This is a genomic window from Amycolatopsis sp. NPDC114503, assembly GCF_055633655.1.
Map to the genome: position 1 here is coordinate 55,649 of NZ_JBVKDT010000024.1, position 22,104 is coordinate 77,752.

General features: G+C 71.2%; 33 protein-coding genes. 19 read left to right on the top strand and 14 right to left on the bottom strand.

What is annotated here, in order from left to right; translation table 11 throughout:
* Window positions 1–27: 27 nt before the first annotated feature.
* The 7 genes from ACZ7OI_RS48280 to ACZ7OI_RS48310 all read right to left on the bottom strand — a co-directional run bounded on the left by ACZ7OI_RS48280 (window position 28) and on the right by ACZ7OI_RS48310 (window position 5,316).
* On the bottom strand, window positions 28–1,386 hold the full coding sequence (locus ACZ7OI_RS48280; RefSeq protein WP_470270840.1) for a helix-turn-helix transcriptional regulator: 1,359 nt from the start codon (window positions 1,384–1,386) through the stop codon (window positions 28–30).
* A gap of 124 nt (window positions 1,387–1,510) precedes the next feature.
* Entirely contained in the window at window positions 1,511–1,762 is a 252-nt protein-coding gene (locus ACZ7OI_RS48285) for a hypothetical protein (RefSeq protein WP_470270841.1), read from the bottom strand.
* On the bottom strand, window positions 1,759–3,612 hold the full coding sequence (locus tag ACZ7OI_RS48290; RefSeq protein ID WP_470270842.1) for a tyrosine-type recombinase/integrase: 1,854 nt from the start codon (window positions 3,610–3,612) through the stop codon (window positions 1,759–1,761). Before ACZ7OI_RS48290 ends, ACZ7OI_RS48285 begins: the two co-directional genes overlap by 4 nt.
* Before the next feature lie 97 nt (window positions 3,613–3,709).
* Window positions 3,710–4,144 carry a hypothetical protein gene (locus ACZ7OI_RS48295; RefSeq protein WP_470270843.1) on the bottom strand — a complete coding sequence of 145 codons (435 nt, stop codon included), beginning with the start codon at window positions 4,142–4,144 and terminating at the stop codon, window positions 3,710–3,712.
* Between the two features lie 127 nt (window positions 4,145–4,271).
* Complete coding sequence (locus ACZ7OI_RS48300) at window positions 4,272–4,880, bottom strand: hypothetical protein (RefSeq protein ID WP_470270844.1); 609 nt, start codon at window positions 4,878–4,880, stop codon at window positions 4,272–4,274.
* A 5-nt stretch (window positions 4,881–4,885) separates the two neighbouring features.
* A complete protein-coding gene (locus tag ACZ7OI_RS48305; RefSeq protein WP_470270845.1) occupies window positions 4,886–5,125 on the bottom strand; it encodes a hypothetical protein in 240 nt (79 codons plus the stop codon).
* Window positions 5,125–5,316 (bottom strand): hypothetical protein, encoded by a 192-nt coding sequence (locus tag ACZ7OI_RS48310; RefSeq protein WP_470270846.1) that lies wholly within the window; start codon window positions 5,314–5,316, stop codon window positions 5,125–5,127. Before ACZ7OI_RS48310 ends, ACZ7OI_RS48305 begins: the two co-directional genes overlap by 1 nt.
* Window positions 5,317–5,511: 195 nt before the next feature.
* Between ACZ7OI_RS48310 and ACZ7OI_RS48315 the strand changes: the two genes are divergently transcribed.
* The 16 genes from ACZ7OI_RS48315 to ACZ7OI_RS48390 all read left to right on the top strand — a co-directional run bounded on the left by ACZ7OI_RS48315 (window position 5,512) and on the right by ACZ7OI_RS48390 (window position 17,443).
* Window positions 5,512–5,817, top strand: a complete 306-nt coding sequence (locus tag ACZ7OI_RS48315; RefSeq protein WP_470270847.1) for a hypothetical protein — start codon at window positions 5,512–5,514, stop codon at window positions 5,815–5,817.
* 37 nt (window positions 5,818–5,854) lie between these two features.
* Window positions 5,855–6,625, top strand: coding sequence for a hypothetical protein (locus tag ACZ7OI_RS48320; protein WP_470270848.1), 771 nt, complete (start codon window positions 5,855–5,857; stop codon window positions 6,623–6,625).
* On the top strand, window positions 6,622–6,879 hold the full coding sequence (locus ACZ7OI_RS48325; protein WP_470270849.1) for a hypothetical protein: 258 nt from the start codon (window positions 6,622–6,624) through the stop codon (window positions 6,877–6,879). Before ACZ7OI_RS48320 ends, ACZ7OI_RS48325 begins: the two co-directional genes overlap by 4 nt.
* A gap of 9 nt (window positions 6,880–6,888) precedes the next feature.
* Window positions 6,889–7,701 carry a hypothetical protein gene (locus ACZ7OI_RS48330; RefSeq protein WP_470270850.1) on the top strand — a complete coding sequence of 271 codons (813 nt, stop codon included), beginning with the start codon at window positions 6,889–6,891 and terminating at the stop codon, window positions 7,699–7,701.
* A gap of 65 nt (window positions 7,702–7,766) precedes the next feature.
* Entirely contained in the window at window positions 7,767–8,411 is a 645-nt protein-coding gene (locus ACZ7OI_RS48335) for a hypothetical protein (protein ID WP_470270851.1), read from the top strand.
* Window positions 8,408–8,893, top strand: coding sequence for a hypothetical protein (locus ACZ7OI_RS48340; RefSeq protein WP_470270852.1), 486 nt, complete (start codon window positions 8,408–8,410; stop codon window positions 8,891–8,893). Before ACZ7OI_RS48335 ends, ACZ7OI_RS48340 begins: the two co-directional genes overlap by 4 nt.
* A 472-nt stretch (window positions 8,894–9,365) precedes the next feature.
* Window positions 9,366–9,827, top strand: coding sequence for a hypothetical protein (locus tag ACZ7OI_RS48345; RefSeq protein ID WP_470270853.1), 462 nt, complete (start codon window positions 9,366–9,368; stop codon window positions 9,825–9,827).
* A gap of 184 nt (window positions 9,828–10,011) precedes the next feature.
* Window positions 10,012–10,320, top strand: coding sequence for a hypothetical protein (locus ACZ7OI_RS48350; RefSeq protein ID WP_470270854.1), 309 nt, complete (start codon window positions 10,012–10,014; stop codon window positions 10,318–10,320).
* 9 nt (window positions 10,321–10,329) lie between these two features.
* Entirely contained in the window at window positions 10,330–10,596 is a 267-nt protein-coding gene (locus ACZ7OI_RS48355) for a hypothetical protein (protein WP_470270855.1), read from the top strand.
* Window positions 10,587–10,808, top strand: coding sequence for a hypothetical protein (locus tag ACZ7OI_RS48360; RefSeq protein ID WP_470270856.1), 222 nt, complete (start codon window positions 10,587–10,589; stop codon window positions 10,806–10,808). The genes ACZ7OI_RS48355 and ACZ7OI_RS48360 overlap by 10 nt, the downstream gene beginning before the upstream one ends.
* Before the next feature lie 242 nt (window positions 10,809–11,050).
* Window positions 11,051–11,950, top strand: a complete 900-nt coding sequence (locus ACZ7OI_RS48365; protein WP_470270857.1) for a hypothetical protein — start codon at window positions 11,051–11,053, stop codon at window positions 11,948–11,950.
* Between the two features lie 382 nt (window positions 11,951–12,332).
* A complete protein-coding gene (locus ACZ7OI_RS48370; RefSeq protein WP_470270858.1) occupies window positions 12,333–12,638 on the top strand; it encodes a hypothetical protein in 306 nt (101 codons plus the stop codon).
* A 62-nt stretch (window positions 12,639–12,700) separates the two neighbouring features.
* Window positions 12,701–15,676: a Tn3 family transposase gene (locus ACZ7OI_RS48375; protein ID WP_470270859.1), complete on the top strand. Its 2,976-nt coding sequence runs from the start codon at window positions 12,701–12,703 to the stop codon at window positions 15,674–15,676.
* A complete protein-coding gene (locus ACZ7OI_RS48380) occupies window positions 15,673–16,146 on the top strand; it encodes a hypothetical protein (protein WP_470270860.1) in 474 nt (157 codons plus the stop codon). The genes ACZ7OI_RS48375 and ACZ7OI_RS48380 overlap by 4 nt, the downstream gene beginning before the upstream one ends.
* A 63-nt stretch (window positions 16,147–16,209) precedes the next feature.
* Complete coding sequence (locus ACZ7OI_RS48385) at window positions 16,210–16,953, top strand: hypothetical protein (protein WP_470270861.1); 744 nt, start codon at window positions 16,210–16,212, stop codon at window positions 16,951–16,953.
* Between the two features lie 25 nt (window positions 16,954–16,978).
* Window positions 16,979–17,443 (top strand): DUF6166 domain-containing protein, encoded by a 465-nt coding sequence (locus tag ACZ7OI_RS48390; RefSeq protein ID WP_470270862.1) that lies wholly within the window; start codon window positions 16,979–16,981, stop codon window positions 17,441–17,443.
* Between the two features lie 96 nt (window positions 17,444–17,539).
* Here ACZ7OI_RS48390 and ACZ7OI_RS48395 read toward each other — a convergent pair whose 3' ends face one another.
* Window positions 17,540–17,896, bottom strand: coding sequence for a hypothetical protein (locus tag ACZ7OI_RS48395; protein ID WP_470270863.1), 357 nt, complete (start codon window positions 17,894–17,896; stop codon window positions 17,540–17,542).
* A gap of 27 nt (window positions 17,897–17,923) precedes the next feature.
* On the opposite strand from ACZ7OI_RS48395, the gene ACZ7OI_RS48400 reads away from it, so the two are divergent.
* Window positions 17,924–18,166 (top strand): hypothetical protein, encoded by a 243-nt coding sequence (locus ACZ7OI_RS48400; RefSeq protein ID WP_470270864.1) that lies wholly within the window; start codon window positions 17,924–17,926, stop codon window positions 18,164–18,166.
* A 28-nt stretch (window positions 18,167–18,194) separates the two neighbouring features.
* Here ACZ7OI_RS48400 and ACZ7OI_RS48405 read toward each other — a convergent pair whose 3' ends face one another.
* The 5 genes from ACZ7OI_RS48405 to ACZ7OI_RS48425 all read right to left on the bottom strand — a co-directional run bounded on the left by ACZ7OI_RS48405 (window position 18,195) and on the right by ACZ7OI_RS48425 (window position 20,225).
* Window positions 18,195–18,437, bottom strand: a complete 243-nt coding sequence (locus tag ACZ7OI_RS48405; RefSeq protein ID WP_470270865.1) for a type II toxin-antitoxin system RelE family toxin — start codon at window positions 18,435–18,437, stop codon at window positions 18,195–18,197.
* Window positions 18,434–18,772: a DUF6247 family protein gene (locus ACZ7OI_RS48410; protein ID WP_470270866.1), complete on the bottom strand. Its 339-nt coding sequence runs from the start codon at window positions 18,770–18,772 to the stop codon at window positions 18,434–18,436. The genes ACZ7OI_RS48405 and ACZ7OI_RS48410 overlap by 4 nt, the downstream gene beginning before the upstream one ends.
* A 64-nt stretch (window positions 18,773–18,836) precedes the next feature.
* Window positions 18,837–19,292: a hypothetical protein gene (locus tag ACZ7OI_RS48415; RefSeq protein ID WP_470270867.1), complete on the bottom strand. Its 456-nt coding sequence runs from the start codon at window positions 19,290–19,292 to the stop codon at window positions 18,837–18,839.
* A gap of 109 nt (window positions 19,293–19,401) precedes the next feature.
* Complete coding sequence (locus ACZ7OI_RS48420) at window positions 19,402–19,773, bottom strand: hypothetical protein (RefSeq protein ID WP_470270868.1); 372 nt, start codon at window positions 19,771–19,773, stop codon at window positions 19,402–19,404.
* A gap of 194 nt (window positions 19,774–19,967) precedes the next feature.
* Entirely contained in the window at window positions 19,968–20,225 is a 258-nt protein-coding gene (locus ACZ7OI_RS48425; protein WP_470270869.1) for a hypothetical protein, read from the bottom strand.
* 213 nt (window positions 20,226–20,438) lie between these two features.
* Here ACZ7OI_RS48425 and ACZ7OI_RS48430 point away from each other — a divergent pair, with 213 nt between their 5' ends.
* The gene (locus ACZ7OI_RS48430) at window positions 20,439–21,482 is read left to right on the top strand and encodes a tyrosine-type recombinase/integrase (protein ID WP_470270870.1); all 1,044 of its coding nucleotides are present in this window, start codon (window positions 20,439–20,441) and stop codon (window positions 21,480–21,482) included.
* Entirely contained in the window at window positions 21,482–21,766 is a 285-nt protein-coding gene (locus tag ACZ7OI_RS48435; RefSeq protein WP_470270871.1) for a hypothetical protein, read from the top strand. The genes ACZ7OI_RS48430 and ACZ7OI_RS48435 overlap by 1 nt, the downstream gene beginning before the upstream one ends.
* An 11-nt stretch (window positions 21,767–21,777) precedes the next feature.
* Here the strand turns inward: ACZ7OI_RS48435 and ACZ7OI_RS48440 are convergent.
* Window positions 21,778–22,104: hypothetical protein (locus ACZ7OI_RS48440; RefSeq protein WP_470270872.1), on the bottom strand; the 327-nt coding region annotated here is incomplete at its 5' end.

The window sequence follows — 22,104 nt, forward strand, 5'->3', positions numbered from 1 at the left end:
GATTGTGCCGAGGGGAAGAACCGCCGGTCACCGCTCCGGAGGGAAGGCCCGGTCGAGGAATTGCTCGAGTTGCTCGGAATCGGAGAACCCGCCGTCCATCTGCAGCGATGACCGCAGCGATTCCTTCAGCCGCTCCGGCTCGATGCCGAACTGGTCCTGCGCTTCCCTTTGCAGGGTGCCGAGCAATGCCGGCACCCTGGTCGGCTGCTGGCGCACGAACCAGCCGAGCACCTTGCCGACGCTGATCGGCAGGCCGATCAGCGGGAGCCGGTTGTCGTGGTACCGGGAGAGGTAGTGCAGCAGGGCTGCTTCGATCACCTGGGACAGCTCCTCGAACGGCACCGCCTTGTCCAGCGTCAGCGCGGCAACCCAGCCGATCTCGTCCGCGACCTTCCGGACTGATTCTTCGTTGCGGTGCGCGCGCGCCCACCGGCGCTGCAGCGCCGGCGGACCCCACAAGCGGCTGAAGGCGAGGCGGGACAGGCGTTTCCACAGATCCGTCAGCCCCGGTGCGATCGTGTCGTCCTTGTCCCCGGTGAGCGCGGTCTGCGCCGCGTAAGGGTCGCGGTCGCGTTCCTCCAGCCAGTCCGCCACCACCGTGCGCGCCCACCGCCGGCGGTTGCCCTCGACCCGTTGCGGCGCGGGGATGTCCGCCTCGTCCCGGGCGATGTAGGCGCGCAGCGTGGACGCGGCCAAGCCCGCTGCCTCGGCAAACTCGTCGACGCCCAGCAACGCGGCGTCGGACAGTTCCGGTGCGTTGAGCCCGACCACGCACTCCTCGGCCGGCAGCGCGTCCGGCCGGGTGCTGCGGTGCTTGTTCCACAGGGCGAGGTCGTGGCCCCACTGCCGTGCCGTGACCGCCGGCAGTTCAGGCCCCGCCTGGTCGAGGGCGGACACCTGCCCGAGGCTGGGATCGCGAGTCGCGTCCAGCAGGTCCGCGGCGGAAATGGAGACCGCGGAGCGCACCGGGCGGCGGACGTACCGCTCGGTCGCGTAGTCGAAGACCTGCCGGGGCCGGTACCAGGTCGCACCGTCCCACCAGTAGCCGCCGTGGCGCATCAGCAGCGCCCGGTCGCTGTACCACTCGCTGTACGCGCTGGTGGCGTCCTCCGCCCGGTACAGGAGGATGCTGCGGCCGTGGCGGGGGTGGAAGCGCACCACCCAGCCGAAGGACCGGTTGACCGGGTCGGTGGTGAAGGCGGCCCATTCCCCGGTGTCGGGATCGTCGTCGTACCGTCCCCACATTCCGCCGCCTTTGTTGCGGCCGATCGCTTCGATCGCCTCCGGGTCGCCGACGGGCAGGATGCCGTCGTCGACGAAAGGCAGGTTCGGTACCGGGTGATCAGTGCGGAGCCCGTTGCCGACGGGCTGTACAGAGTTCGACAACTTTCCCTCGCTCCCGCCATGGCGCTGTGCCAGCCTCAGCGCATGTGCTGTAGATGCTACAGCGCGTGCGCTGAGGCTGGCTACATCACATGCGCTTGGCGGCGAGGCGGCGTCGATTGCGGGGCTAGCCGCGCACGGCCTGACCTGTGTCTTGTGCGCGTTCGGCGGTACGGACCTCGTCGGCGACCTGGTTGATCAGTGCGGCGAGATCGGCTGCGGTGTTCTGCAGCTCGGTGAGCGCGTTCTGGCCGGCGGACAATCCCTCGCCGTCGGCGTAGGCGTCGCGGTCGGAGAACACCGCGAGGTCGCCCTCGACGCTGTTGAGGCTGTTCTGGAGGTCCACCAGCGTGCTCTGGTGGGCGTCGTTGTCGGTCATGGCCGTTGATTCTCCTTCTCTGGTTGCGGTTCGTGGTGCGGGATGAGGGCGAGTTCTTCGCCGGCGGTGATGAGGTCGGCGAGGACAGGGACGGCGGACCCGAGCAGCGCGCGGCCATGGTCGAGGTAGGCCTCGGTGACCGCAACGGAGGAGTGTCCGAGGTCGAGGCTGATCTGCCGGATCGGAATCCCGTGGGCTTCGGCCGCAACGGCGTAGAAGTGCCGGATCGAGTGCGGGTGAAGGGTGCCGACGATCGGGCGCAGCTGGGCGGCGTGTGCGCGCAGCGCACTGGACGTCGTGCCCGCGGCGGCACGCACGAGACTGCGGGCCAGATACCGCAGCATGTCGGTGACCTGCTGGGTTTGCAGCCTGGCTCCGGTGGCGGTGGTGAACAGAGGCCGGTCGGCGGATTTCGCCGAGACCTGGCCGGGCAACGCGGGAACAGCGACGAGGTCGGCGTCCCGATCGGCGAGGTACTCGTCGACCAGCTCCAGCGCCATTCCGGCGAGCTTCACCCAGCGTTTCTTCCGGCCTTTCCCGGAGATGCGGAGCGCGGGGCCGCCGTCCGGGCCGGAGCGGTGCAGGTCGCCTCGGTTGAGCGCGCAGAGTTCTTCGGCGCGGATGCCGGTGGTGGTGAGCACGGCGACGGCGGCCCGGTAGCGCAGGCGGGGAGCCCCGGGGTAACGCTCAGCGGCAGCCCGCAGTGCCCGGCTCTGGCCCATGGTCAGCGGCACGGTGGACTTCTTCGGAGCCGGCACGGACACGCCGAGGATGTCGCGCTCCCCCTGCGGCAGCGCCGCAGGGGGCTCGAACGTCGTGGCCCCGCGGTAGCGCATCTCCCGGTACCAGGCCGACACCGCGCCCAGCCTCGCCTTCTGCGTGGTCTTCGCGACCCCGGTCTCGTCCTGCACGGTGATCCAGGCCCGCAGCGCCTCCCGGGTCATGTCGGTGTGCGGGTCGATCCCGGTCGCTGCGCACCACGGGAAGAACGCGGTGGGGGAAGGGAATTCCGGTGCGTTGCGGTGGGTCGGGGCCCCGCGCCACAGGTGCTGGTCCGCGCGCGGGATCCCGAGCGCGTTCGCGTGCGCTTTCTTCGTGTTCAGTGAGGTGTAGGCGGTGTGCAGCCAGTGCGCGGCCGCGTCGATCGTCGGCCGTGCCCATGCCGGGGCGGCGTCCTCGGCGGTCAGCAACTCGCCTGCGGCCGCGAGCTCGGCCCGCAGGTCGGGGTCCGGCGGTTCGCCGTCCGCGTCGGGGACCGGGTCGGCGACGAGCTCGCCGTGGTGGCGGTCCAGCTGCTCGGCCGCCGCGGCCAGCGACACCGCCAGCGGGTCCGGGTGCGGCACGCGCAGCGCCGCTTCGACCGCGGCCCGCAGCGCGGCGGCCGCGTCGGCGACCCGGGTGTGCTCGGCGGCCAGCCGGTCGCGGGAGATCCGGCGGGATCCGGGCACGGTGTCGTGGTCGCCTCGCGGCACGGTCGCGATCGCCTCGGCGGCCAGCTCGTGCAGCCGGGCTGCCATCGCTTCGGCGTTCTCCCAGCGCTCCGCGCGCGGCCAGCGGTCCAGGCCGGCGTCGCCGAGTGCGGCGCCGACCAGCTGCGGCCGCAGCTGCCGGGTGATCTCGACGACCAGGTCCACCGGCCGCAGCCGCGCCGACGCTGGCGGCTCGGTGGCCAGGGTCGGGTCGGCATCGAGCGCGGCCGCGACGTCCCGGCAGGCCTGCGCGGCAGCGGCGAGGATCTCCCGCGCCCGGACCAGGCCGGGGTCCTCGCCGGCGAACCGGCCGCGCTCGTCGTCGCAGGCACCCGCGGCCTGCAGCAGGTCGTCTCGGGCGGGAAGAGCGAGGGAATTCATCGGACGGCGGCTTCCTTCCGGTCCGCACGGGGCTGTGCCATTCCTGTCACCGAATTTCGTTCTGCGCCAAGGGGGTTGTGGTTTGCGTCGGGGTTGCTCAGGCCCTGGTCGCGCGGCGTTGGAACCGGCCGCGCACGCGGCGGCGGACCGGTTCGGGCGCGACGCGCGCTCGGACCGGAGTCGGCTCGGCTGACGTCGCCGTGTTGTCGCGGTGTCGTCGTTCCCGGTTGGCCAATCGCGTGGAGGCGACGAAGGATCGCAAGCTCATGGCGAGCCGGACACCGGCGACGGTCCTCGCCCAGGATCGTGGGGCGTCGGTGACGGTCATCGACGCGAAGATCAGGTCGTCGTCGACGTACATCGCGGGCACCTCGCCCACCCAGTCGCCGGCGGCGTTGCGGTAGATCCGGTACCGGCCGCACGGCCCGGGTTTCGGGCCGTGCTCGTCCAGGTAGGCCGTCACCCGGGCCAGGGTGCCGTCGGAGGCCAAGCGGTCCAATTCCTCGTCGGTAGCGCGGAAAGCGCTGGTCATGTCCTTCTCCTCTGCGGTCGTTCGATGTCGTCAGGTGCGGCACGCGGCGGTGTTCGTGATAGCTCCGGTCATCGCTTGAGCGGAACCGGTCGTGTCCTTCCGCGTTGGTCCGGGCCGAACATGTGTGTCAGTTTCCGTTGCGATGCAAGGAAGAAGCGGTCACGGCGTGCGCGGCGGGGTCGAGCAGGTCTCCGAGGACCAGGTTTGGCTGCTGCCCGGCTTCGCCCGGGGCGGGCAGCCCCGCCGCGTCGAGCGCGTCCCGGACCGGGGTGCACGGCCAGGGCGCGGCGTCGTCGCGATGGCACCAGATCCGGCCGTCGGCACGGACCTCGAACGCGCTGCAGTCGACGCAGACCCCGCCGAACCCGCTGGACCACTCGTGCTCGCGGAACACCCGCTGCAGCTCGGCCATCGCAGCGGGCGGGCACGCGGGCTGCCGCACGTCCGGCGGAGCGGTCCGCAACGGCACCACCGTCGTGGCGATCTCCCGCTGCGCCGCGCGGACCGCGGGCCCGGAGAGGTCTTTGCCGTAGGTGATCCGGCCGCCCTCGACGAGGACCGGGTGCTGCGCGGTCGCGCGCTCGAGGCGGTTGTCGGCCATCCAGTCGGTGACCGCGGCCAGGTCGCCGTCGGACAGCCAGTGCCCGGCGTGCGCCTCCAGCCGCCACGCGATCGTCGCGAGGTCGGCGGGCATTTCTATCAAGAGCTGCGGGAGGTCGAGCGTCGTCGGGCGCATCCGGATCAGTCCTCCAGGGTCAGGCCGAACGCGGCCGCCAGGCCGTCGGCGAGCAGCTTCGGACGGGGCTCGTCGTCGGACAGCCAGTCGCCGAGGACGTCCGCGACGGTCCGGTACTCGACGTCGCCCTCGTCCCACGATCCGGCCAGCTCTCGCCCGGCGCCGTCGGCCCGGTCGGGAGCAACTCCGGCACGGGCCTGCAGCCAGCGGCTGATCGCGGCGGCGTCGTGCCCGGCTGCAGGCATCACTCGTTCCCGCGTGCCGGTGCGCCGATGTTCAGGTCGCCGGCCACGGTGACCGGACCGTGCACGGTGGTGGCCGTGCCGATCGTGCCCGCCACGATGGCGATGTCGCGGGCCTGCACCGCGGCGCCGTCGACGTCCCCCTCGATCGTGTTGCTGGTTCGGTCCGTTCCGGCGTGGTCGTCCTTGGCCATGTCCGACCCCTTTCGAGTCCTGGTTATAACTACCGATAACACAAGTTATCGGTACGTACTGACGCAGCACTCCGCCGAACGGGTTGTAGTTATCAAAATGGTGACGTCAGTATTGCGTCATCACTTTGGTGACGGAAAGGTGAGGCCGGAGCGATGACGTACGAACTTGACCGACTTGGCATCAGGGAGGCGCCGATGACGCACTACGAGAACTACCTCCACGAGCCGGCCGCTCGGCCGCGGACCGTGCGCGATCTCGCCCGCGCCCTGGGCGTGCCCGACAACGTGCCGCTGACTGTTCCCGACGACCGCCTGGTCGTCATCGACGCACTGGACGAGCCCGGCGGAAGCCTCAACGGCGAGCAGGTCGTGATCAGCATCGACACCGCAGCCGAAGCCAACCTCACCGGCCGCGTCGGAGACTGGTCCGCCGTGCTGTACCTCGAGGGCGATTTCCCTGCCGGAACCTATGAGCGAGTCGTTGCGGACGGAGCCCCGTGACAACGTCGGCACCCGGGAGCAAGGGAAAGGAGCGCCGGTGGCGTTGACCGAACCGGAGCCGGACGACGCGGCTCCCTGGACCGAGGCGACCCGGGCCCGGCTGGCGATGTCGGCCGCGGCGATGGAGCTGGCCGACCTCGCGGCCGGATTCGTGCCGATCGGCCCGGACGAGCTGACCACCGCAGGCACACAGCACCGGCCGCACCAGGCGGCGGCGCTGCTCGAGGACGCCGCCCGCGTCCGCGCCGCCGCGGAGCGTTTCCTGGAGTCGGCGGTGGTCTACGAGTCGGTGTCCGGGGCGTCCTGGGGCATGATCGGCGACGCCCTGGGCGTCCAGAAACAGCCCGCGCACCGTAAATACGCCTGGGCGGTTTCCTCCTTCGAGTCCGCCCTCGCCGACCCGGTCGGCGTCGACGAGGACACCGGCGCGGCCTACGAACGGCGGCCCGAGGGCGCCGACCGGCCGGAGGAATGGGCACCCCGGCTGGACGCCTGGTTCCGCGCCCGCCGCTCCTCGACCGACCCGCACCAGCAGGAGCACCCGGTGTCCGGCGGCATGAAGCGGCTGCACCCGCACCTGGAGCTGATGCGCCTGCAGAAGCAGCACATGAGGCTGCTCGACGAGCACCTGGTCCCGCCCGCGGACTTGGTGCTGCCGATCGCCGAACGTCAGCTGCAGCTGTGGCAGCAGATGGCCGACGCCGGCCACGACGTCGGCGAGCAGATCGACCGCCTGCGGCGCCAGATCGCCGAACTGCGCGACGCCCTCCCAGCTCCCTCCGCGCCTGGCGCCGAGGACGGGGCGTGAACGCCGACGGCGGCGACCGGCTCGCGCAGTGGCTGGCCGAGAAGCCGCCCCTGCCGCCCGACGACGACCTCACCGTCCGGCGGCAGGTGAAGCAAGTGCTGGCCGCCTACGAAGACCTGGTGTCCGACCCGGACCGGCTCGCGGCCGTCGACGCCGAACTGGGCGACCTCGTCGAACGCCTCGGACTCGGCGGGCCGTCCGCCGTCCGGCTGGAAAGTGTCGGCTCACTCGACATGTCGAGTGAGCCGACATAGTGTGAGGCCATGACCGACACCGAAACGTACGACCCCGACGCGGCGCGAGCCTCGGCCCTGGAGGCGCTGCGGGCCTGGGCCCGCACCCGCGACCAGCCGGTCCGGGCGCGGCTGGTCGCGCTGGCCTGGCACACCGGCACCCGCAACGTCCAGGAGCTGGCCCGGGCGGCCGACGTCTCCCGCGACACCGTCTACGCCGACCTGCGCTCGCAGGCCATCGACCCGGCCGCCGCGGCCGACCGCCGTGCCGCGGTCGACCGGCCGCGGCACGAGCCGCTGCGCGCCGACACCGTCGCCGAGGTGGCCGAGTTCGCCGCCGCCCGGTTCCTCCCCTCGATGATCGGCGAGCATCAGCAGCCGCTGGCCCGGGCCGCCTGGACGGCGAGGCTCGCACTGGCCCGGATCGCCACGCTGCTCGGCGATTCTCCGAGCGACACGGAGACCGGCGACGGAGACCGGCTCGGGTTGCTGGACGACCTCGCCGCACGCGGCGAGCACCTGACCGAAGTCGCCCACGAGCTCATGGCCGAGGAGTACCCGGCCGAGCGGCTCGTGCAGCACACCGACAACGCGGCGATCACCGACCTCGAGCTGAGCAGGCCGGCGATCGGGTCGGCCACGCTCGCCGTCGACCTGCCCGACGGGCAGACCGTCACTCTCGAACTGAACGTCTCCGAACGTCTGGCGAGCCTGCACAGCGACGTCATCCGGCTGGAGCAGCCCGCCGCGGCCGCGCACCTGGACATCACCCGCGCGCTGGCCGCGATCGCCGCCGCGATCACCCCCTCCCTCCCGGAAGAAGTGCTGGCCTACGACCAGTAATCCGCCGGCCAACTCGACCGCGCCGCACACGACCGGTCCCGCATCCGACCCCGAAAGGCCCCGACATGAGCTTCTCCGACGACGAACGCGCCAGCGCCCTGCCCGCCGACCTCGACAACGCCCTGTCCCGCATGTTCCCGGAAGGGGAAGAGGCCTACGCTTCCGCCGCGGCCGCGGAAGTGGTGTCCCGGGCAGCCCCGCACGTCGGCGACGCCGACGGCCTGGTGGAGGCGCTGTTCCCGTACGACGGTGCGCACGGCGACGAGACCGTGCGCACCGCCGCGGCGGTGATGTCCGGGGTCGGTCGCTACCTCAACAACGCCACTCAGTTTTCGCACGTCGTCGGCTCCGGCGCGACCCTCGGCGTGCTCGTCGGCTCCGCCAAAACCGCGCTGTACCAGTTCCATCAGCTGCTCGACCAGCTCGCGGGCGCCGCGCTGCGACTGGCAGACAACCCAGACCTCTACTCCGACCAGGTCCCCTACGACGCCGACGCCTCCCGCGAAGAGTTCGACAAAGCCCGCCACGACGCCGGCGTCCGCGCCGCGATGGAACTGGCCGATCTTCTGCGCCAGGCGCTCCCTGACCTGGTCAAGTTCGACGCCAGCGGAATCCTGCCCGTCGGCGGGGTCGCCTTCAAGCTCGAGAAACCCCACAGCCTCGCCAACCGGCTCGGCCTCAACGCCCAGCAGGACGACGAGGACCAGTGACCCTGGACGCCGCCGCGCTGCTGGCCGCTCAGGCCAGCACGCACGTCGGCCGCGCACCGGACCGTCGTGCCGCGCGCACGGTGCTGCGCCTCGCCGGGTTCCGGCTTGGCCGGTCGCCGGGGCGGTCGCGTCCGCGCCGGCTGGGCATGCCGTGGGAGGACACCGCCAGCGTCGAGCGCGAAGGCTGGCGCACGCGGGCCGCTTACGTCGACGACACCGACGAGCCGGTGTTCGAGATCGACTACCGCGTCTGCCGACGATGCCGGCTCGCCTGGGTCGAGCAGCCCTACACCGTGCCGGACTTCCGGCGGCACGGCCTGGCCGCCGCGGCGCTGGCCGCGCTGCGCGAGGAGCACCCCCGGGTCGCCTGGCACACCCTCGGCGGCCACGACCGCGACGCCGCGCACTTCTGGAACGCCGCAGGCGAGGGCGTGGACGGCGGTTACCAACGACGCGCGCTGTGCTCGGATGTCGTGGAATGACCCAGTGCCCCGGCAGTCAGTGCCGCGCATTACCCGTTTCGGTCGTATCCCGACGGCGCTCCATGTCCAGCTGTCCACTTAGGACTCAGGGCGGAGAGGTCAGCACAAAATCAGCACAACCGAGTGCGAGCAACGAAGTACGCGGGATACCTCAGAGCACGCATTCCCCCATGTCACGGCACGCAGGACCGGCACGCAAGCGGGTCGGGGAACCCCAGCAGCGAAGGGAACCCTCACGTTCGGAGGGGCCTCCGAGCTGCGCAAACGCTATTCGTTGATCGTCGCAGCACAATCTGAGCACAACAGCGGCTTAACGGAGAAGTGTCAAGGCCTGCGGGGCCGTGCCCCGGAGAACGTCGCCACGATCCGATGCGGGACCCATCGTTTGACGACGCCGACATTCCGGTGAACTTCCCCGCTGCTGTCTTGTCGGTCTCCTTGTTGACGGTGTGCGTCGATATCGTTTCCGCCCGTGACCATGAATGTCAGCCAGAAGTGCGAGTACCGCCAGCCGTTCACCGTCGCTGAGCTGCGCCAGTTCGTCGACCAGGCCAATCGGCAACGCCTTCCCGACGACACCGTGGTGACGTGCACCGGCCGCCTCGACGGTTCGGTCTTCTCCTTGGCCACGCATGCCCGCGGCCTCGATGAAGCCGGCGTCGCGCACGTGACCCCCGAGCCCGGTGAGGTCGACCCCGACGTCCGCACCACCGTTGAGCGGTCCAGCACAGGACCGGTCGTGAGCTACCGGTCGTGGCTGCGGGCCCGCACCGTGAACCAACTCGTTCTCGGTGACGTTCGTGCGCTCCTGGCGGAGATCTACGAAGCCAGGCTGCCCACCGACCGGTACGAGATCGCGGCGCTGTTCGCCGACGGTACGCATCAACAGAAGGTCTACGCCATCTCGGCGCGGCCGCAGCGCACGGACGACTGACCCCATCGCCCTCGCCTGGCCGCACGGTCGCCCGAACCGGCTCCCCGGACGCGAGCCGGGCAGCCGGTTCGGCTGAACACTCGGACGCCGGGTGTGTCGTGGCCGCGCTCGCGTCGTCGTCGCGCCACGATCGGAATCCGGGACCCGGCGACGACGTGCCGGGCACGGCACGAGGGGATTCACCGTGGAAGAGGACCTGGTCGACGGCCTGTGGGCGCTGCCCCTGCCCGAGTGGGACGAACTGAGCACCTGGGGCTGCGACACCGGAACCGGCAGCTTCTTCGCCCAGCTGACCCGCAACGGCAACAGCGACGACGACGGCCCCGACGTGTGGATCACGCCCGGAGCCCGCTTCCCCACGGTGACCAGTCCCGCGCAGCTGCAGGCGCTCGTCGCCGAGTCCACCGGAGCCGCGGCCGCAGACGTGGCCCAGGCGATGAACCACGCCGTCGACCGCCAGGGCGCACCCGCGCGCTACCGGCTCGGAGTCTGAGGAGGAGCCGTGGGACAGCCGATCGGATGGTCGCCCAACGGCGCGCCCTGCTACGCCGGCGGCGCCGCGCCGGCGTTCCTGTGGACGGAGAAACAGCTGCGCGAGCAGGGACTGCGGCCCGCCTCGGGAAAAGCGGACGCGTTCGTCCAGTCCCAGCACGGGCCCGCCGCGCTCTACCTGGTCACCGCCTGCGAACTGGACGACCCGGCCGCGTGGCCGCCTCCCCGCCCCGCCGACGGCGAGCCCTCGGCAGCCACGCCGCCGTGGTGGCCGTGACCGGTGGCGGCGATCCCGCCGCGGTCGAGTCGGAGGCGGTGCGGATTGTCCGCGCCGCCGAAGCCCGCCGGCCGCCGATGATCCCGGAGGTCCGCGACCGCGGCGAGGAAGTCGCGGTGCGGGCCGGCGGCGGCGGCCCGGCGATGGCCATCGCCTTGATCAGGCCGCGCTGCCGGAACTCGGCGAGCCGGGCGCGACGACGTGCCCGGTAGGCGCGCGCGACGCACACGGGCGAGCAGTACCGCCGGCGCGGATTCGCGTCGCCGGGAAGGAACCGCCGGCAGTGCGCGCACCGGCGGCGCTTGAGCCTCGAACCGGCCACTGCGCCAGCTTCCCGCGCTGCGGCTCGGCGGGGAAGGGACGGGGGGTGGCACTCGTGCGGGATGCTCTACGTTCGTCTCGTGCGCGCCACCGGTTGCGCAGCATTTCCGTTTGTCGGCACCGGGGAGGCGTCGTGGACACATCGCGCGAGGACATCCTGCGCATGGCCAAGATTCACGTCGGGAAAGTGCTGAAATTCAGCGACGACCCTGCCCGGATCGCGACCCTGACCCGGGGCATGGCCTCCTACGGCACCCTGGGCGAGGTGATGCTGCACTGCACGGGGGCAGTCCGCTACACCAGCCGCGCCGACAGCCCCGAGCTGCTCCGCCCGCACCTGGACGACGTCCCCGCCGCGCTGCGAGGTGCCGTCCTCGAGCACGGCGCCGCGGCCCTGCACGCCGCCGACCTGTTCCTGACCTCCGCGGAGCCCGACGGCACCCTCGCGATATTCATGGCCGCGGTCGACGAGCTCGGCGACGACCTGTACTGGCTGATCGTGCTGCTGGCACGCGCCGCGCGCCCGGTCATGGACTCCTGCGGCGGCCCCGAGCACCTGCGCCGGGTCGGTGCGCTGGTCGAAACAGTCCACCGGCGCGGCAGGATCGCCGCACCCCAGGTGCTGGCCCCGATCACCTACGCGCTGGCCGCCGTCTCTGCCGGGAACAACGCCGCCGCCGGCGAGTACTTCGCGACAGCGGCAACGGGCAACAAGGTGAACCAGGTGCTGGCGAACGTCGCCGGCATCGCCACCGTGCTGCTTCCCTCGACCGCGCGGGCGACCGCGATCGTCGAGCTCGACCGCGATCGCGTGCCCGACGCCGTGCACACCGCCGACTCCGGCCCCGCCGCCCGCCTGGCCCTCGCCCTGGTCAACCGCAACAGCTACAGCCACGACGCCGACGCCCTCGCCGCGGAGCTGAACGGCGCGATGGCCGAGCTGACCGACGAGGACATGATCGAGGCCACGCTGATCCTCGCCCGCACCCTCGCCGACCAAGTCTTCGCACCCGGCAGCCGCTCACCCCGCTGACGGCCCGGCCCCTCGGCGTTCCGCTGTGGACAGCGGAGGCCAGCCGTCCGGAAAGACCGGAGTGGACAGTCCCGCCCGGAGAAAACCGTGCTCTCGCAGGGATCGTCGCAGTCTCCGTCCGCCGGGGACGCCGCGTTCCCCCCGGCCGCGTTACGTGCGCGGCCGGTTCAACAAACGGCGCTGCAAAGTCTTGTCGAAGAGCATGTGCGCCCGCGCACGCACGAATCCGCGGCAAATGGCCCAGAACTGTCCAGCTGGCGACCACGCCCCGCAGCGTGACGTGGTGGCCCAGGACTCCCGAAGCTGGCCCGAGCCGCAAAGTAGGGGTGGAGTGCCTGGTCAGGCGATACCGGCGGGGACGTTCTGAGAGTTCACTGGTGACGTGCCTGGACCGCGCAACGAGTTCGAGGAGCACCTGGTGGAACTCGCCGATGGTGATCCTGGGTTCCTCGCTGATGTTTCCGAGGCAATCGGCTACGACCTGGAAGAGCCGCGCGTCGCGGTGGCCTGTCCGCGGTGCGGGCGGATGCTGAACGAGGACGAGGAAGACCGGATGACGGGCTCGAACGCGGCCGGGGCCAGGGACGTGTTGATCTGCTTCGACTGCGAGTGCGCGGAGGAGGCCCGGATGCTGCGCGGCCGCAGGCTGCCGCCGCCGTCCGAGTGGCCGGTCCCGCGAGGGCGCTGACCCGGGCGGCGTTACAGGGATTAACTGCTGGTCCGGTCAGTGTTGGCTCTACGGTTACGCCCGTGCGCCGTGAGTGGTCGTCGGAAGATCTGGTCGGGTCGTGGACTCTGGTCGGCGAGGACTGGAAGCTGGTGGGCAACAAGTCGGGCGCGACCCGGCTCGGGTTCGCCGCGCTGCTGAAGTTCTTCGAGATCGAGGCGCGGTTCCCGCGCTCGGCGGCCGAGGTCCCGCCGGCGGCGGTGGCGTATCTGGCCGAACAGGTGAAGGTCGGTCCGGAGAGCTTCGCGGAGTACGCGTTCGCCGGCCGGACGATCGAGTACCACCGGGCGCAGGTGCGGGCCGCGTTCGGGTTCCGGGAGTTCTCCCGGGACGACGAGGACAAGCTGGCGGGGTGGCTGGCGACCGAGGTGTGCCCGGTGGAGCTGAGGGACGAGCAGTTGCGCGAGGCGCTGCTGGTCCGGTGCCGCAGCGAACGCCTGGAGCCGCCGGGCCGGGCGGAACGGATCATCGGCTCGGCGCGGTCGTCGTTCGAGAAGCAGTTCTGCGAGCGGGTCACCGCACGACTGGACGACGGCTGCGTCGCGCGGCTGGAGGCGCTGGTCGCGGACGAGATCGAGCCGGGCTCGCGGGGGCTGCTCTCGGAGCTGAAGGCCGATCCGGGGCAGGTGGGGCTGGAAACGCTGCTGCGGGAGATCGGGAAACTCGCCGCGGTGCGAGCGATCGGCCTGCCGGCGGGGCTGTTCGCGGACACCTCGGAGAAGCTGGTGGAGTCGTGGCGGTCGCGGGCGATGCGGTCGTATCCCTCGGACCTGCGGGAGGCGGCACCGGCGGTGCGGTGGACGCTGCTGGCGGCGTTGTGCTGGCTGCGGGCCTCGGAGATCACCGACGCGTTGGTGGACCTGCTGATCGCGCTGATCCTGAAGGTGAACACGCGGGCGGACAAACGGGTCGAGCGGGAGCTGACCGCGGACCTGCGGCGGGTGCGGGGGAAGGAAGGCATCCTGTTCCGCCTGGCGGAGGCGGCGGTGGCGCATCCGGACGCGAAGGTGCGCACCGCGCTGTATCCGGTGGTGGGCGAGAAGACGCTGCGGGAGCTGGTGCGGGAGGCCCGGGCGAACGAGGTGGTGTTCCAGGCGCGGGTGCGCACGGTGCTGCGCTCGTCGTACTCGAATCACTACCGGCGGATGCTGCCGCCGTTGCTGGCTGCGCTGGATTTCCGGTGCAACAACACCGCCTACCGGCCGGTGATGGCCGCGCTCGAGCTGCTGGACCGCTACGCGAGCGTGGACGGCAAGACCCGCTTCTACGCCGAGGGCACCCCGGTGCCGGTGGAGGGCGTGGTGCCGAAGGCGTGGCGGGAGGCGGTGGTCGACGACCGTGGCCGGATCGAGCGGATCCCCTACGAGCTGTGCGTGCTGGTCGCGCTGCGCGACGCGGTGCGCCGCCGGGAGATCTGGGTGGCGGGCGCGAACCGGTGGCGCAATCCCGAGGACGATCTGCCCGGCGATTTCGAGGCCTCCCGCGAGGTGCATTACGCGGCGCTGCGGCAGCCGACCGACCCGACCGCGTTCATCGCCGGGCTGCAGCAGCGGATGCGCGACGCCCTGACCGGCCTGGACACGGCGCTGGCCGACGGTTCGGCGGGCGGGGTGCGGATCACCCGCCGCCGCGGCGAGCCGTGGATCACGGTGCCGAAGCTGGAGCCGCTGCCCGAACCCGCGCGATTGCAGGCGATCAAGGACGAGGTGGTGCGCCGCTGGGGCACCCTGGACCTGCTCGACGTCCTGAAGGATTCCGATTTCCTGGCCGACTTCACCGCCGAGTTCACCTCGGTCGCCTCGAGGGAGAACCTCGACCGGGACACCCTGCGCCGGCGGCTGCTGCTGTGCTTGTTCGCGCTGGGCACGAACATGGGCATCAAGGCGATCGTGGACACCGGCGAGCACGGCGAGACCGAGGCCGCGCTGCGGCACGTGCGCCGGCACTTCATCACCCGCGACAACCTGCGCCGCGCGATCGCGAAGCTGGTCAACGCCACCTTCGAGGCCCGCGACCCGCACTGGTGGGGCACCGGGACCGCGTGCGCGTCGGATTCGAAGAAGTTCGGGTCGTGGGAGTCGAACCTGATGACCGAGTGGCACAACCGCTACGGCGGGCCGGGCGTGATGATCTACTGGCACGTCGAGCGGCGCAACGTGTGCATCTACTCCCAGCTCAAGAGCTGTTCGTCGTCGGAGGTCGCGGCGATGATCGAGGGGCTGCTGCGGCACTGCACCGACGCGGAGATCGAGGCCAACTACGTCGACACCCACGGCGCCAGCGTCGTCGGGTTCGCCTTCACCGAACTGCTCGGGTTCCGGCTGCTGCCCCGGCTGAAGAACATCGGCTCGATTCGCCTCTATCGGCCCGACGACACCGGCGCCTACGCCTCGCTCGGGCAGGTGCTGACCCGGCCGATCCGGTGGGAGCTGATCGCCCAGCAGTACGACCAGATGGTCAAATACGCCACCGCGCTCCGGCTGGGCACGGCGGAATCGGAGTCGATCCTGCGCCGCTTCACCCGCGGCGGCCCGAAACACCCCACTTACCAGGCCCTGGAAGAACTCGGACGCGCGGTGCGCACGATCTTCGCCTGCGACTACCTCGCCTCCCCGGAGCTGCGCCGGGAGATCCACGGCGGGCTGCAGGTGGTGGAGAACTGGAACTCCGGCAACACCGTCATCTTCTACGGCAAGGACGGCGACCTCACCGGCCCCGACCGCGAGCACGCCGAGGTCTCGATGCTGGCGCTGCACCTGCTGCAGTCCGCGCTCGTGCACATCAACACCCTGCTGCTGCAAGCGGTTCTGGAAGTCCCGCGGTTCCACGACAGCGTCGGCCCCGACGAACGCCGCGCCCTCACCCCGCTGTTCTGGACCCACGTCAACCCCTACGGCCGGTTCCGGCTGAACATGGACACGCGCCTCGACCTCGACGGCACCGCCCCCGCCGCCGCACCGGCCGGGCCGGTCGCGCCGACCGTGGAGTCGGTGCTGTGACAGGGAATCCGGGCAGTCGGGAGCCGGACGGGGAATCGCGGTGGACGCGGGCGCGGCGGGAAATCCGGGTCACTGCGGGGATGCTGGCCGAGATCGTGCGCCGGCCGTCGCCGGAACCGGTGCTGTACCTGCGGTGCGATGCCTGCGGCGGGGTCGCGCCCCGCACCGTCGTGCGACACCACGGGGTCTGGCGGCGGGACGGCACTGGCTACACCACGCCGGACGAGTCCGTGTGCCCGCTGTGCGGGGCCGCCAGTCCCCGCGTGGTCGGCGACCGGCTCGATCCCGAGGACCCGGCGGTGGAGGCGGTCGCCATGACCTGCACCGTCCGGTTCGGCTGCCTGCAGTTCTGGCACCGTTGCCGGACCGACTTCGCCGTCCCCGCGGCCGCGGTGCTGGTGCACTGCCCGGCCTGCGGCGAGGAATATCCCGGGCCCGCCGGCGGGCGCCGCGATCGGCCGCCGCCGTGACAACGGTCGTGTCGGGAAAGCCGTACAGGTGGATCACCCGCTGCCGCGGGGAAAGGGAACGAGATGGCGAAGCCGCCGCTGACCGTGCAGAACGCCGAGATCACCACCGCCAGCGTGGAGATCAAAACCCTGACCGTGTCCGGGAAACAGGTCACCCTCGCGGTGTTCCGGCAGCTGATCGAGAAGCCGCTGGTCCTTGAGGACGGGACCCTGGCCGGGCAGCCGTGGGGCATCGTCAACTACCACCCCGGCACTAGGTGCGCGGGCGCGGAGCACTGGCACGTGGTCTGGCAGGACGGCAGCGAGCTGCGCCGCAGCACGGTGTCGGTCACACCGGATTTCGGCATGTTCCGGTCCGCCGCGGCCGACCGGTTCGTCGCGTCGTGCGTCTACGACGTGCTCAGCACCGGCGCGACTCCGTACTTCCAGGGCGCACCGCCGCTGGCGCGGTGGCCCGGCCTCGAACACGTCAAGATCCCCACCGAGCACGGCTACCCCGTCGTCGCCCAGCTGTCGCGGGATGCGTTCGACGCCATCAACAGCTTCTTCAAACTCGAGCACGAACAGAAGGAGTCCCGCGGGCTTGCCGACAACACGGGGTACGCCCGGCAGCTCAAGCAGGTCCAGGACGAGCATGACGCGGCCATGGCCGCGTTCGCTGGCGAGGTCCGCGCCTTCGGGGCGGGCACCGACGAGCTGTACGCGCGCCATCGCGCGGTCGTGGACAGCGAGCAGCCGCGCCGGGACCGGCACACCGCCGTCCGAGAACAGCTGGGCCGGCTTCCGCAGTTGTTCATCGCGGTGTGACGACAAGATCCGGGAACCTGGAGGGATGAGCGCGGTGAACGAGCGTGACGAGGACTGGGTCTATCACGGCAGCACCCCCGAGGACGGGCCGCGCCGGATCGAGGTGGAGACCCCTGCCAGCGGGCCGACGCAACGGGAATCGGTATCGGTGCTGCGACGGCTGCGGCCGCAGATCACGAGGGGCGAAGGACACACCTTCGGCTGGGGCTACAACGGCAACGGGACCAGCGTCGCCGCCGCGGCGATCCTCACCGACGTCCTGGACCTGCCCGGCGACCTGTGGTGGATGACGATGAGCCGCACCGTCGAGGACGAGCTGCTGGTCCGGCTGCGCGAAGACCTCTGCCGCGAGGTCCTGATCGACGCCGCCGACGACTGGCGGCTCTCCCGGATCGCGCTGCTGCGCTGGATCGCGGGCTGGCACGCCCTCAACCGCCTCGGCCCGTACCCGGACGCGGTCGCCGGAATTCAGGCCGGTTTCCGCCGCTAACCCGCCGGGCGGGCAGGATGGCGATCGCCTCGGGCACCAGTACCGGGGCGGGTGGGTGTCCCCGGCGCCGGCGGGTTCGGCGGTGCCGGGGACCTGTCAGTCGTCGTCCTCGGGCGGGTTGACCAGCAGGTCGCGCAGCCGGTCCAGCTCGGCTGGGTCCACCGTCGCGATCTCCGCGAGCCGCCGGGTTTCTTCCAGCGCTGTGCGGGGCCAGGCGAAGTCGTGGTCCTCGCTGTGGCTGTAGCCCGGCTCGCCGCCGCCGGCGGGCTCGGGCTCCCACTCGTAAATGTCGCCAGCGTCCAGGTCGATCAGGTCCGGGTGCGCCGCCTCCACGCTCATGCCCGCCAGCTTCCCACCCGGTGCCCGCATCGACCTGGTGGCGCTCCAGGCGCGGTGACCTGGTTCGCCCGGAAGGATCTTGCGCGGCAGCGACGCGGTGGCCAGGGTGGGCACGGTCAGCTCCGCGAGGAAAGGCGACCCGTGATCGACATCGTCTACACCCTGCACACCGACGACGGCGGGTCCGGCTCCGCCGAGATCACCGCGCCGCTGGTGCCCCGCGTCGGCGAGATGGTCGACATCGAGGACCGCGCCTACCGGGTCGTGGACGTCCTGTGGCACCACTACCGCAGCGGGAACCACGGCGTGACCGTCACCGCCTGCGAAGACAACTGGCACAAGCACATCGGCGACGTCCTCGACAACTGGCGCCGCGACCGCTGACCGCGTCAGGCGGCACGCGACGACGGCGTCAGCCGGCCCAGGTGATGAACAGGACGGTCACCGTGACCACGTTGTCGCCGATGACGTATTTGGCCTGCCCGGAGTCGCCGAAGTCCGCGTACCAGGCGCCCTCGCTTTTGGCTTCCTCCCCGGCTTTGCGCGGGTTGCTGCTGAGCTGGCCTTCCAGGCGCGCGAGCGCGCGTTTGCCGTCCGGCGGAAGGCTGTCCTTCTGCTGTTCGGCTCGGGTGGTGTAGCGGACCTCGTACCTCACCCGGCCGCCGCCGATCCCTGCGCCGCGTCGTCGGCCGCGTTCAGCCGCTCCGCCTCGGCGGCCGTGTAGGCGCTGGCCTCGTCGTCGAGGTAGTGCACGGCTCGGAACCACCAGTGCCGGACCACCTTCTCGACCCGGTCCAGGTCGAAATCGTCGTCGGCCTCGGCCATCGCCACGTGGAACGCGCGCTCGAACTCTTCCAGCGCCTCGGCGTTCGCCTGTTTCAGCGCCGCCCGCACCGCTTTCGCCGAGCGCTCGAACGTGACCCGTGGCCGGTGCGGGGGCCGGTCCGGCGAATCGTCGACGACCAGACCGGGGATATCGGTGACGGTCATGGTTCCCGATTGTGCCGCAACCCGCTGCTGCGGAGTAAGGCCCTGTCAGCGTGGTCGCCGCTAGTCATGCTTCGCCCTTCGCGTGATCGGCGTGGCGGGCGAAGGCCGCCTCGATCCCGTCGAAGCCGAACCGGTGCAGGAACGAGGTGCCGTCGTCGCAGGCGTGGCAGAGGGTGGCGCAGCCGACGTCGAATCCGCCGGGCTTGCTGAACGCGGAGACGACCGGGCGCAAACCGTCGGTGCCGCCGCACGCCTCGCAGCTCTCGGCGACCGGGCAACGGCTGGAGTCCATCAGCTCCCGAGCCGGTTCCTCGAACGCGAGATCGTCGTCCGGGCCGAAGACCTGCCAACCGGCCGGGTCCAGCCCGGGAGGCGCCAGGCCGACGTGGGTGAGACCGGTGTGCCGGTGACCGCAATCAGAGGAGTGCCGTTTCTCCGAACGGCGCTGCTGCTTCGCCACGCGGGCGGCCTGGCGTTGCCGCTTCGCGGCCCGGCCGGCCGAGGAACTCTTCTTCGCCATCGCGCTGGCGCCCCTTCATGAGGACGTTCGGGAACATCCCGATTCTCAGCCCGAAGGGCCCCGCGCGTGGCGCAGCGCGCCGCGTCCTGCGACGGCGGACCCGCCTGAATCACGCGGTGGTGTCGTCGCCGGCACGAGCGAGCACGTCGAACTCCTCGAGGAGGCGGGCTGCCTCGGCGACCCGGCGACGGGCGGTCTCGGCCAGCTGGCGCAGCACGTCGCGCCCGGCGAGTTCGGCGACGATGCCCTCCGGTGTGCAGGACAGGCTCTCGGCCTCCCAGTTGTGGGTCGCCATCGTCACCGAGGCGAGCGCGCAGGTCGCCTGCAGTTCCCAGCTGTCGCCGTGGCGGTGGTTCGCGCTGACGGTGAACGCGAACGGCCCGGACGCGCAGGAGCCGCCGTAGCCGCCCAGGCCTTTCCGGGACGGTCCCCACGTCCAGCTCGCGGGGGCGGGCACGGGCACCGTGGCTGCTTGGCTCATCGCGGCGTCTCTTTCCTTCCGGACAGGGGCCGTCAGCCTGCCGCACCCCGCGGCCGCGTCGCCACCCCGGCCCGGCGCGCCCCGGCAAACCAGTTTCCGGCGTGTCGCATGCGACGCTTTCACGATGCGGCGCAACCGGAACGGCGAATGGACCCCGATCAACGCCTGACTGCCCATTGAGGACAGACGGGTGTTCATTCGGCTGGTGCGGGAACCGTGTTCTTCTCCGTGGCGGGCAGCCGGAGGTCTTCCCGTCCGGAGAACCACTCGTAGGACCAGCTGTGCTCGGCCACGATCCGGTCGGCCCACGGGAACACCGATCCCGCCAGCCCTTGCACCGCGCCGGTGAACGCGGCGATCGCCGCCTCGACCCGGTGGCCGTGCACGTTGGCCTTCAGCCCCGGCGGGATCCGGATCTCGAACGACAGCTTCAGCACCCGCGGCGTGTCCATCCCGACCTCCGTCAATCTGGCGAGTTTCGCGCAACTCTAGCAGTTTCGCGGAAAATTAGAGATTCGCCGAAACTGACTCGGTCTCGCCGAAATCTGGGTTGTCAGATAATGACGTATTATCTGACAAACTGGGATTCGGCTCCTGCGGGAACGCCCGCGCGGGCCGCACCCCTTTCGCGCGTGTTATCTGACAACGAAGAGGAGGGTCGCCCGATGGCCGCCGGAACGCTCCTGACCGCCGTGGCGGATCCGCCGGCGGACGGCGTGCCGACCGCCGACGCGCTCGCCTCGTTCCTGCGGCACCTGGCCAACAAGCGCGGCCGGTCGGGCCGGATCACCTCGCCCGAAACCGTCCGCTCCTACACCACGGCCCTGCCGACCGCGTTCGCCGGGATCACCGGCCTCGGCGAACTCGACGACGGCGGCCGCGACCGGCTGCACGCCAACATCCGCACAGCCTGGGCAGACAAGGCCCCGGCGACGTTCAACGCCCGCCGCGCCGCCGTCGCCTCCGCACTCGCCTACTTCCACGACCAGGAATGGATCGGCGACCCGGCCGCGCTGCTGGCCGGGCTCGACCGGCAGCACCAGCCCAAGCCCGACGACAACCGCGTCCGCACCCGCGAGCAGATCGACCGGCTGATCACCGACAAACGCCGCTCGCTCGAGGACCGGACGCTGTGGTCAATGCTGTACTCCACCGCGGCCCGCGCCGAGGAAGTGCTGCGGCTGAACGTCGAGGACCTCGACCGCGCCAACCGCCGCGCCCGCACCATCCGCAAGGGCGGCAAGGAAGACGACCTGCTCTACGACATCCGCACCGCCCGGATGCTCGGCCAGCTCCTCGGCCGCCGCCGCACCGGCCCGATCTTCCTGTCCTCCCGCCGCGCACCCGAGGACGGCACCGCCCGCGACGGCGAATTCGACAAACGCAGCCGCCGGCGGCGGATGACCTACCGCACCGCCGAACGCCACCTCGGCGCCGCCACCGAAGGCTGGGACCTGCACGACCTGCGCCACTCCCGCCTCACCCACGCCGGCGAAGACGGCGCCACCGAAGCCGACCTCATGAACCTCTCCGGCCACGAAGACCGCCGCACCCTCCAGCGCTACCTCACACCCTCCAAGGAAGGCACCCACCGCCGCCTCGACGACATCGACGCCCGCCGCGGTGCCTGGACACCGTCGGCCGACGAACTCGCCGCCCGCATGACGACACACCCACCAGCTTCAGCGACCGGGAAAGGCACCGCCTGATGGCCCGATTCCAGCGATTGACCAGGGACGACCTCAATACCCTCACCCGCAACGAACTCCTCTCGCGCCTGGAACGCGAGCAGGAATACTGGGCACGCAAGGAAAAGCGCGGTCTGTCCGCCGCCGATCAGCAGGCGCGGAAAGAGTTCACGGACATGGTGTTCACCGTGCTCAACCCGGACGGCATCGCCAACTCGATGAGGGAAGACACCGCCTGGCTCAAAGGCGAACGCCCGACGTCCTCGTCCTACTGGGACGAAAAACCAGGCCACGGTCGGCCGTAGCCCGACACCGCCTACCAGCCGCGCTGGTCAAGATCGGAGTGCGTCGCCGGCACCCGCTCGAAATCGCCGGGACGCAGCCAGCGGACCGGCACCCGCACCGGCGACACCTCGGGCAGCTCGACCGGTTCGCCGTTGACGTCGCGCAGCAGCCCCTCGACCGAGTACCCGCCCGCCGACAACCCCAGCTGCACCGCCTGTTCGAGGGTCAGATCCACCCTCACCCAGGACCGGGACACCACGCGGATCCCCTCCGCCATCGGCGGCGCGGACTCGGCGTCGAGTTCGGTCACGGTCAGCCGGAACCGCCCGCCGCGCAGTGTTTGCAGCTGCCACCACTC

Excerpts from the sequence above, each read along its gene's own strand:
- ACZ7OI_RS48285 (WP_470270841.1), bottom strand. The coding sequence starts at position 1,762 with ATGACCGACAACGACGCCCACCAGAGCACGCTGGTGGACCTCCAGAAC.
- ACZ7OI_RS48290 (WP_470270842.1), bottom strand. The coding sequence starts at position 3,612 with ATGAATTCCCTCGCTCTTCCCGCCCGAGACGACCTGCTGCAGGCCGCG.
- ACZ7OI_RS48295 (WP_470270843.1), bottom strand. The coding sequence starts at position 4,144 with ATGACCAGCGCTTTCCGCGCTACCGACGAGGAATTGGACCGCTTGGCC.
- ACZ7OI_RS48300 (WP_470270844.1), bottom strand. The coding sequence starts at position 4,880 with ATGCGCCCGACGACGCTCGACCTCCCGCAGCTCTTGATAGAAATGCCC.
- ACZ7OI_RS48305 (WP_470270845.1), bottom strand. The coding sequence starts at position 5,125 with ATGCCTGCAGCCGGGCACGACGCCGCCGCGATCAGCCGCTGGCTGCAG.
- ACZ7OI_RS48310 (WP_470270846.1), bottom strand. The coding sequence starts at position 5,316 with ATGGCCAAGGACGACCACGCCGGAACGGACCGAACCAGCAACACGATC.
- ACZ7OI_RS48315 (WP_470270847.1), top strand. The coding sequence starts at position 5,512 with ATGACGCACTACGAGAACTACCTCCACGAGCCGGCCGCTCGGCCGCGG.
- ACZ7OI_RS48330 (WP_470270850.1), top strand. The coding sequence starts at position 6,889 with ATGACCGACACCGAAACGTACGACCCCGACGCGGCGCGAGCCTCGGCC.
- ACZ7OI_RS48335 (WP_470270851.1), top strand. The coding sequence starts at position 7,767 with ATGAGCTTCTCCGACGACGAACGCGCCAGCGCCCTGCCCGCCGACCTC.
- ACZ7OI_RS48385 (WP_470270861.1), top strand. The coding sequence starts at position 16,210 with ATGGCGAAGCCGCCGCTGACCGTGCAGAACGCCGAGATCACCACCGCC.
- ACZ7OI_RS48390 (WP_470270862.1), top strand. The coding sequence starts at position 16,979 with ATGAGCGCGGTGAACGAGCGTGACGAGGACTGGGTCTATCACGGCAGC.
- ACZ7OI_RS48410 (WP_470270866.1), bottom strand. The coding sequence starts at position 18,772 with ATGACCGTCACCGATATCCCCGGTCTGGTCGTCGACGATTCGCCGGAC.
- ACZ7OI_RS48415 (WP_470270867.1), bottom strand. The coding sequence starts at position 19,292 with ATGGCGAAGAAGAGTTCCTCGGCCGGCCGGGCCGCGAAGCGGCAACGC.
- ACZ7OI_RS48420 (WP_470270868.1), bottom strand. The coding sequence starts at position 19,773 with ATGAGCCAAGCAGCCACGGTGCCCGTGCCCGCCCCCGCGAGCTGGACG.
- ACZ7OI_RS48425 (WP_470270869.1), bottom strand. The coding sequence starts at position 20,225 with ATGGACACGCCGCGGGTGCTGAAGCTGTCGTTCGAGATCCGGATCCCG.
- ACZ7OI_RS48430 (WP_470270870.1), top strand. The coding sequence starts at position 20,439 with ATGGCCGCCGGAACGCTCCTGACCGCCGTGGCGGATCCGCCGGCGGAC.
- ACZ7OI_RS48435 (WP_470270871.1), top strand. The coding sequence starts at position 21,482 with ATGGCCCGATTCCAGCGATTGACCAGGGACGACCTCAATACCCTCACC.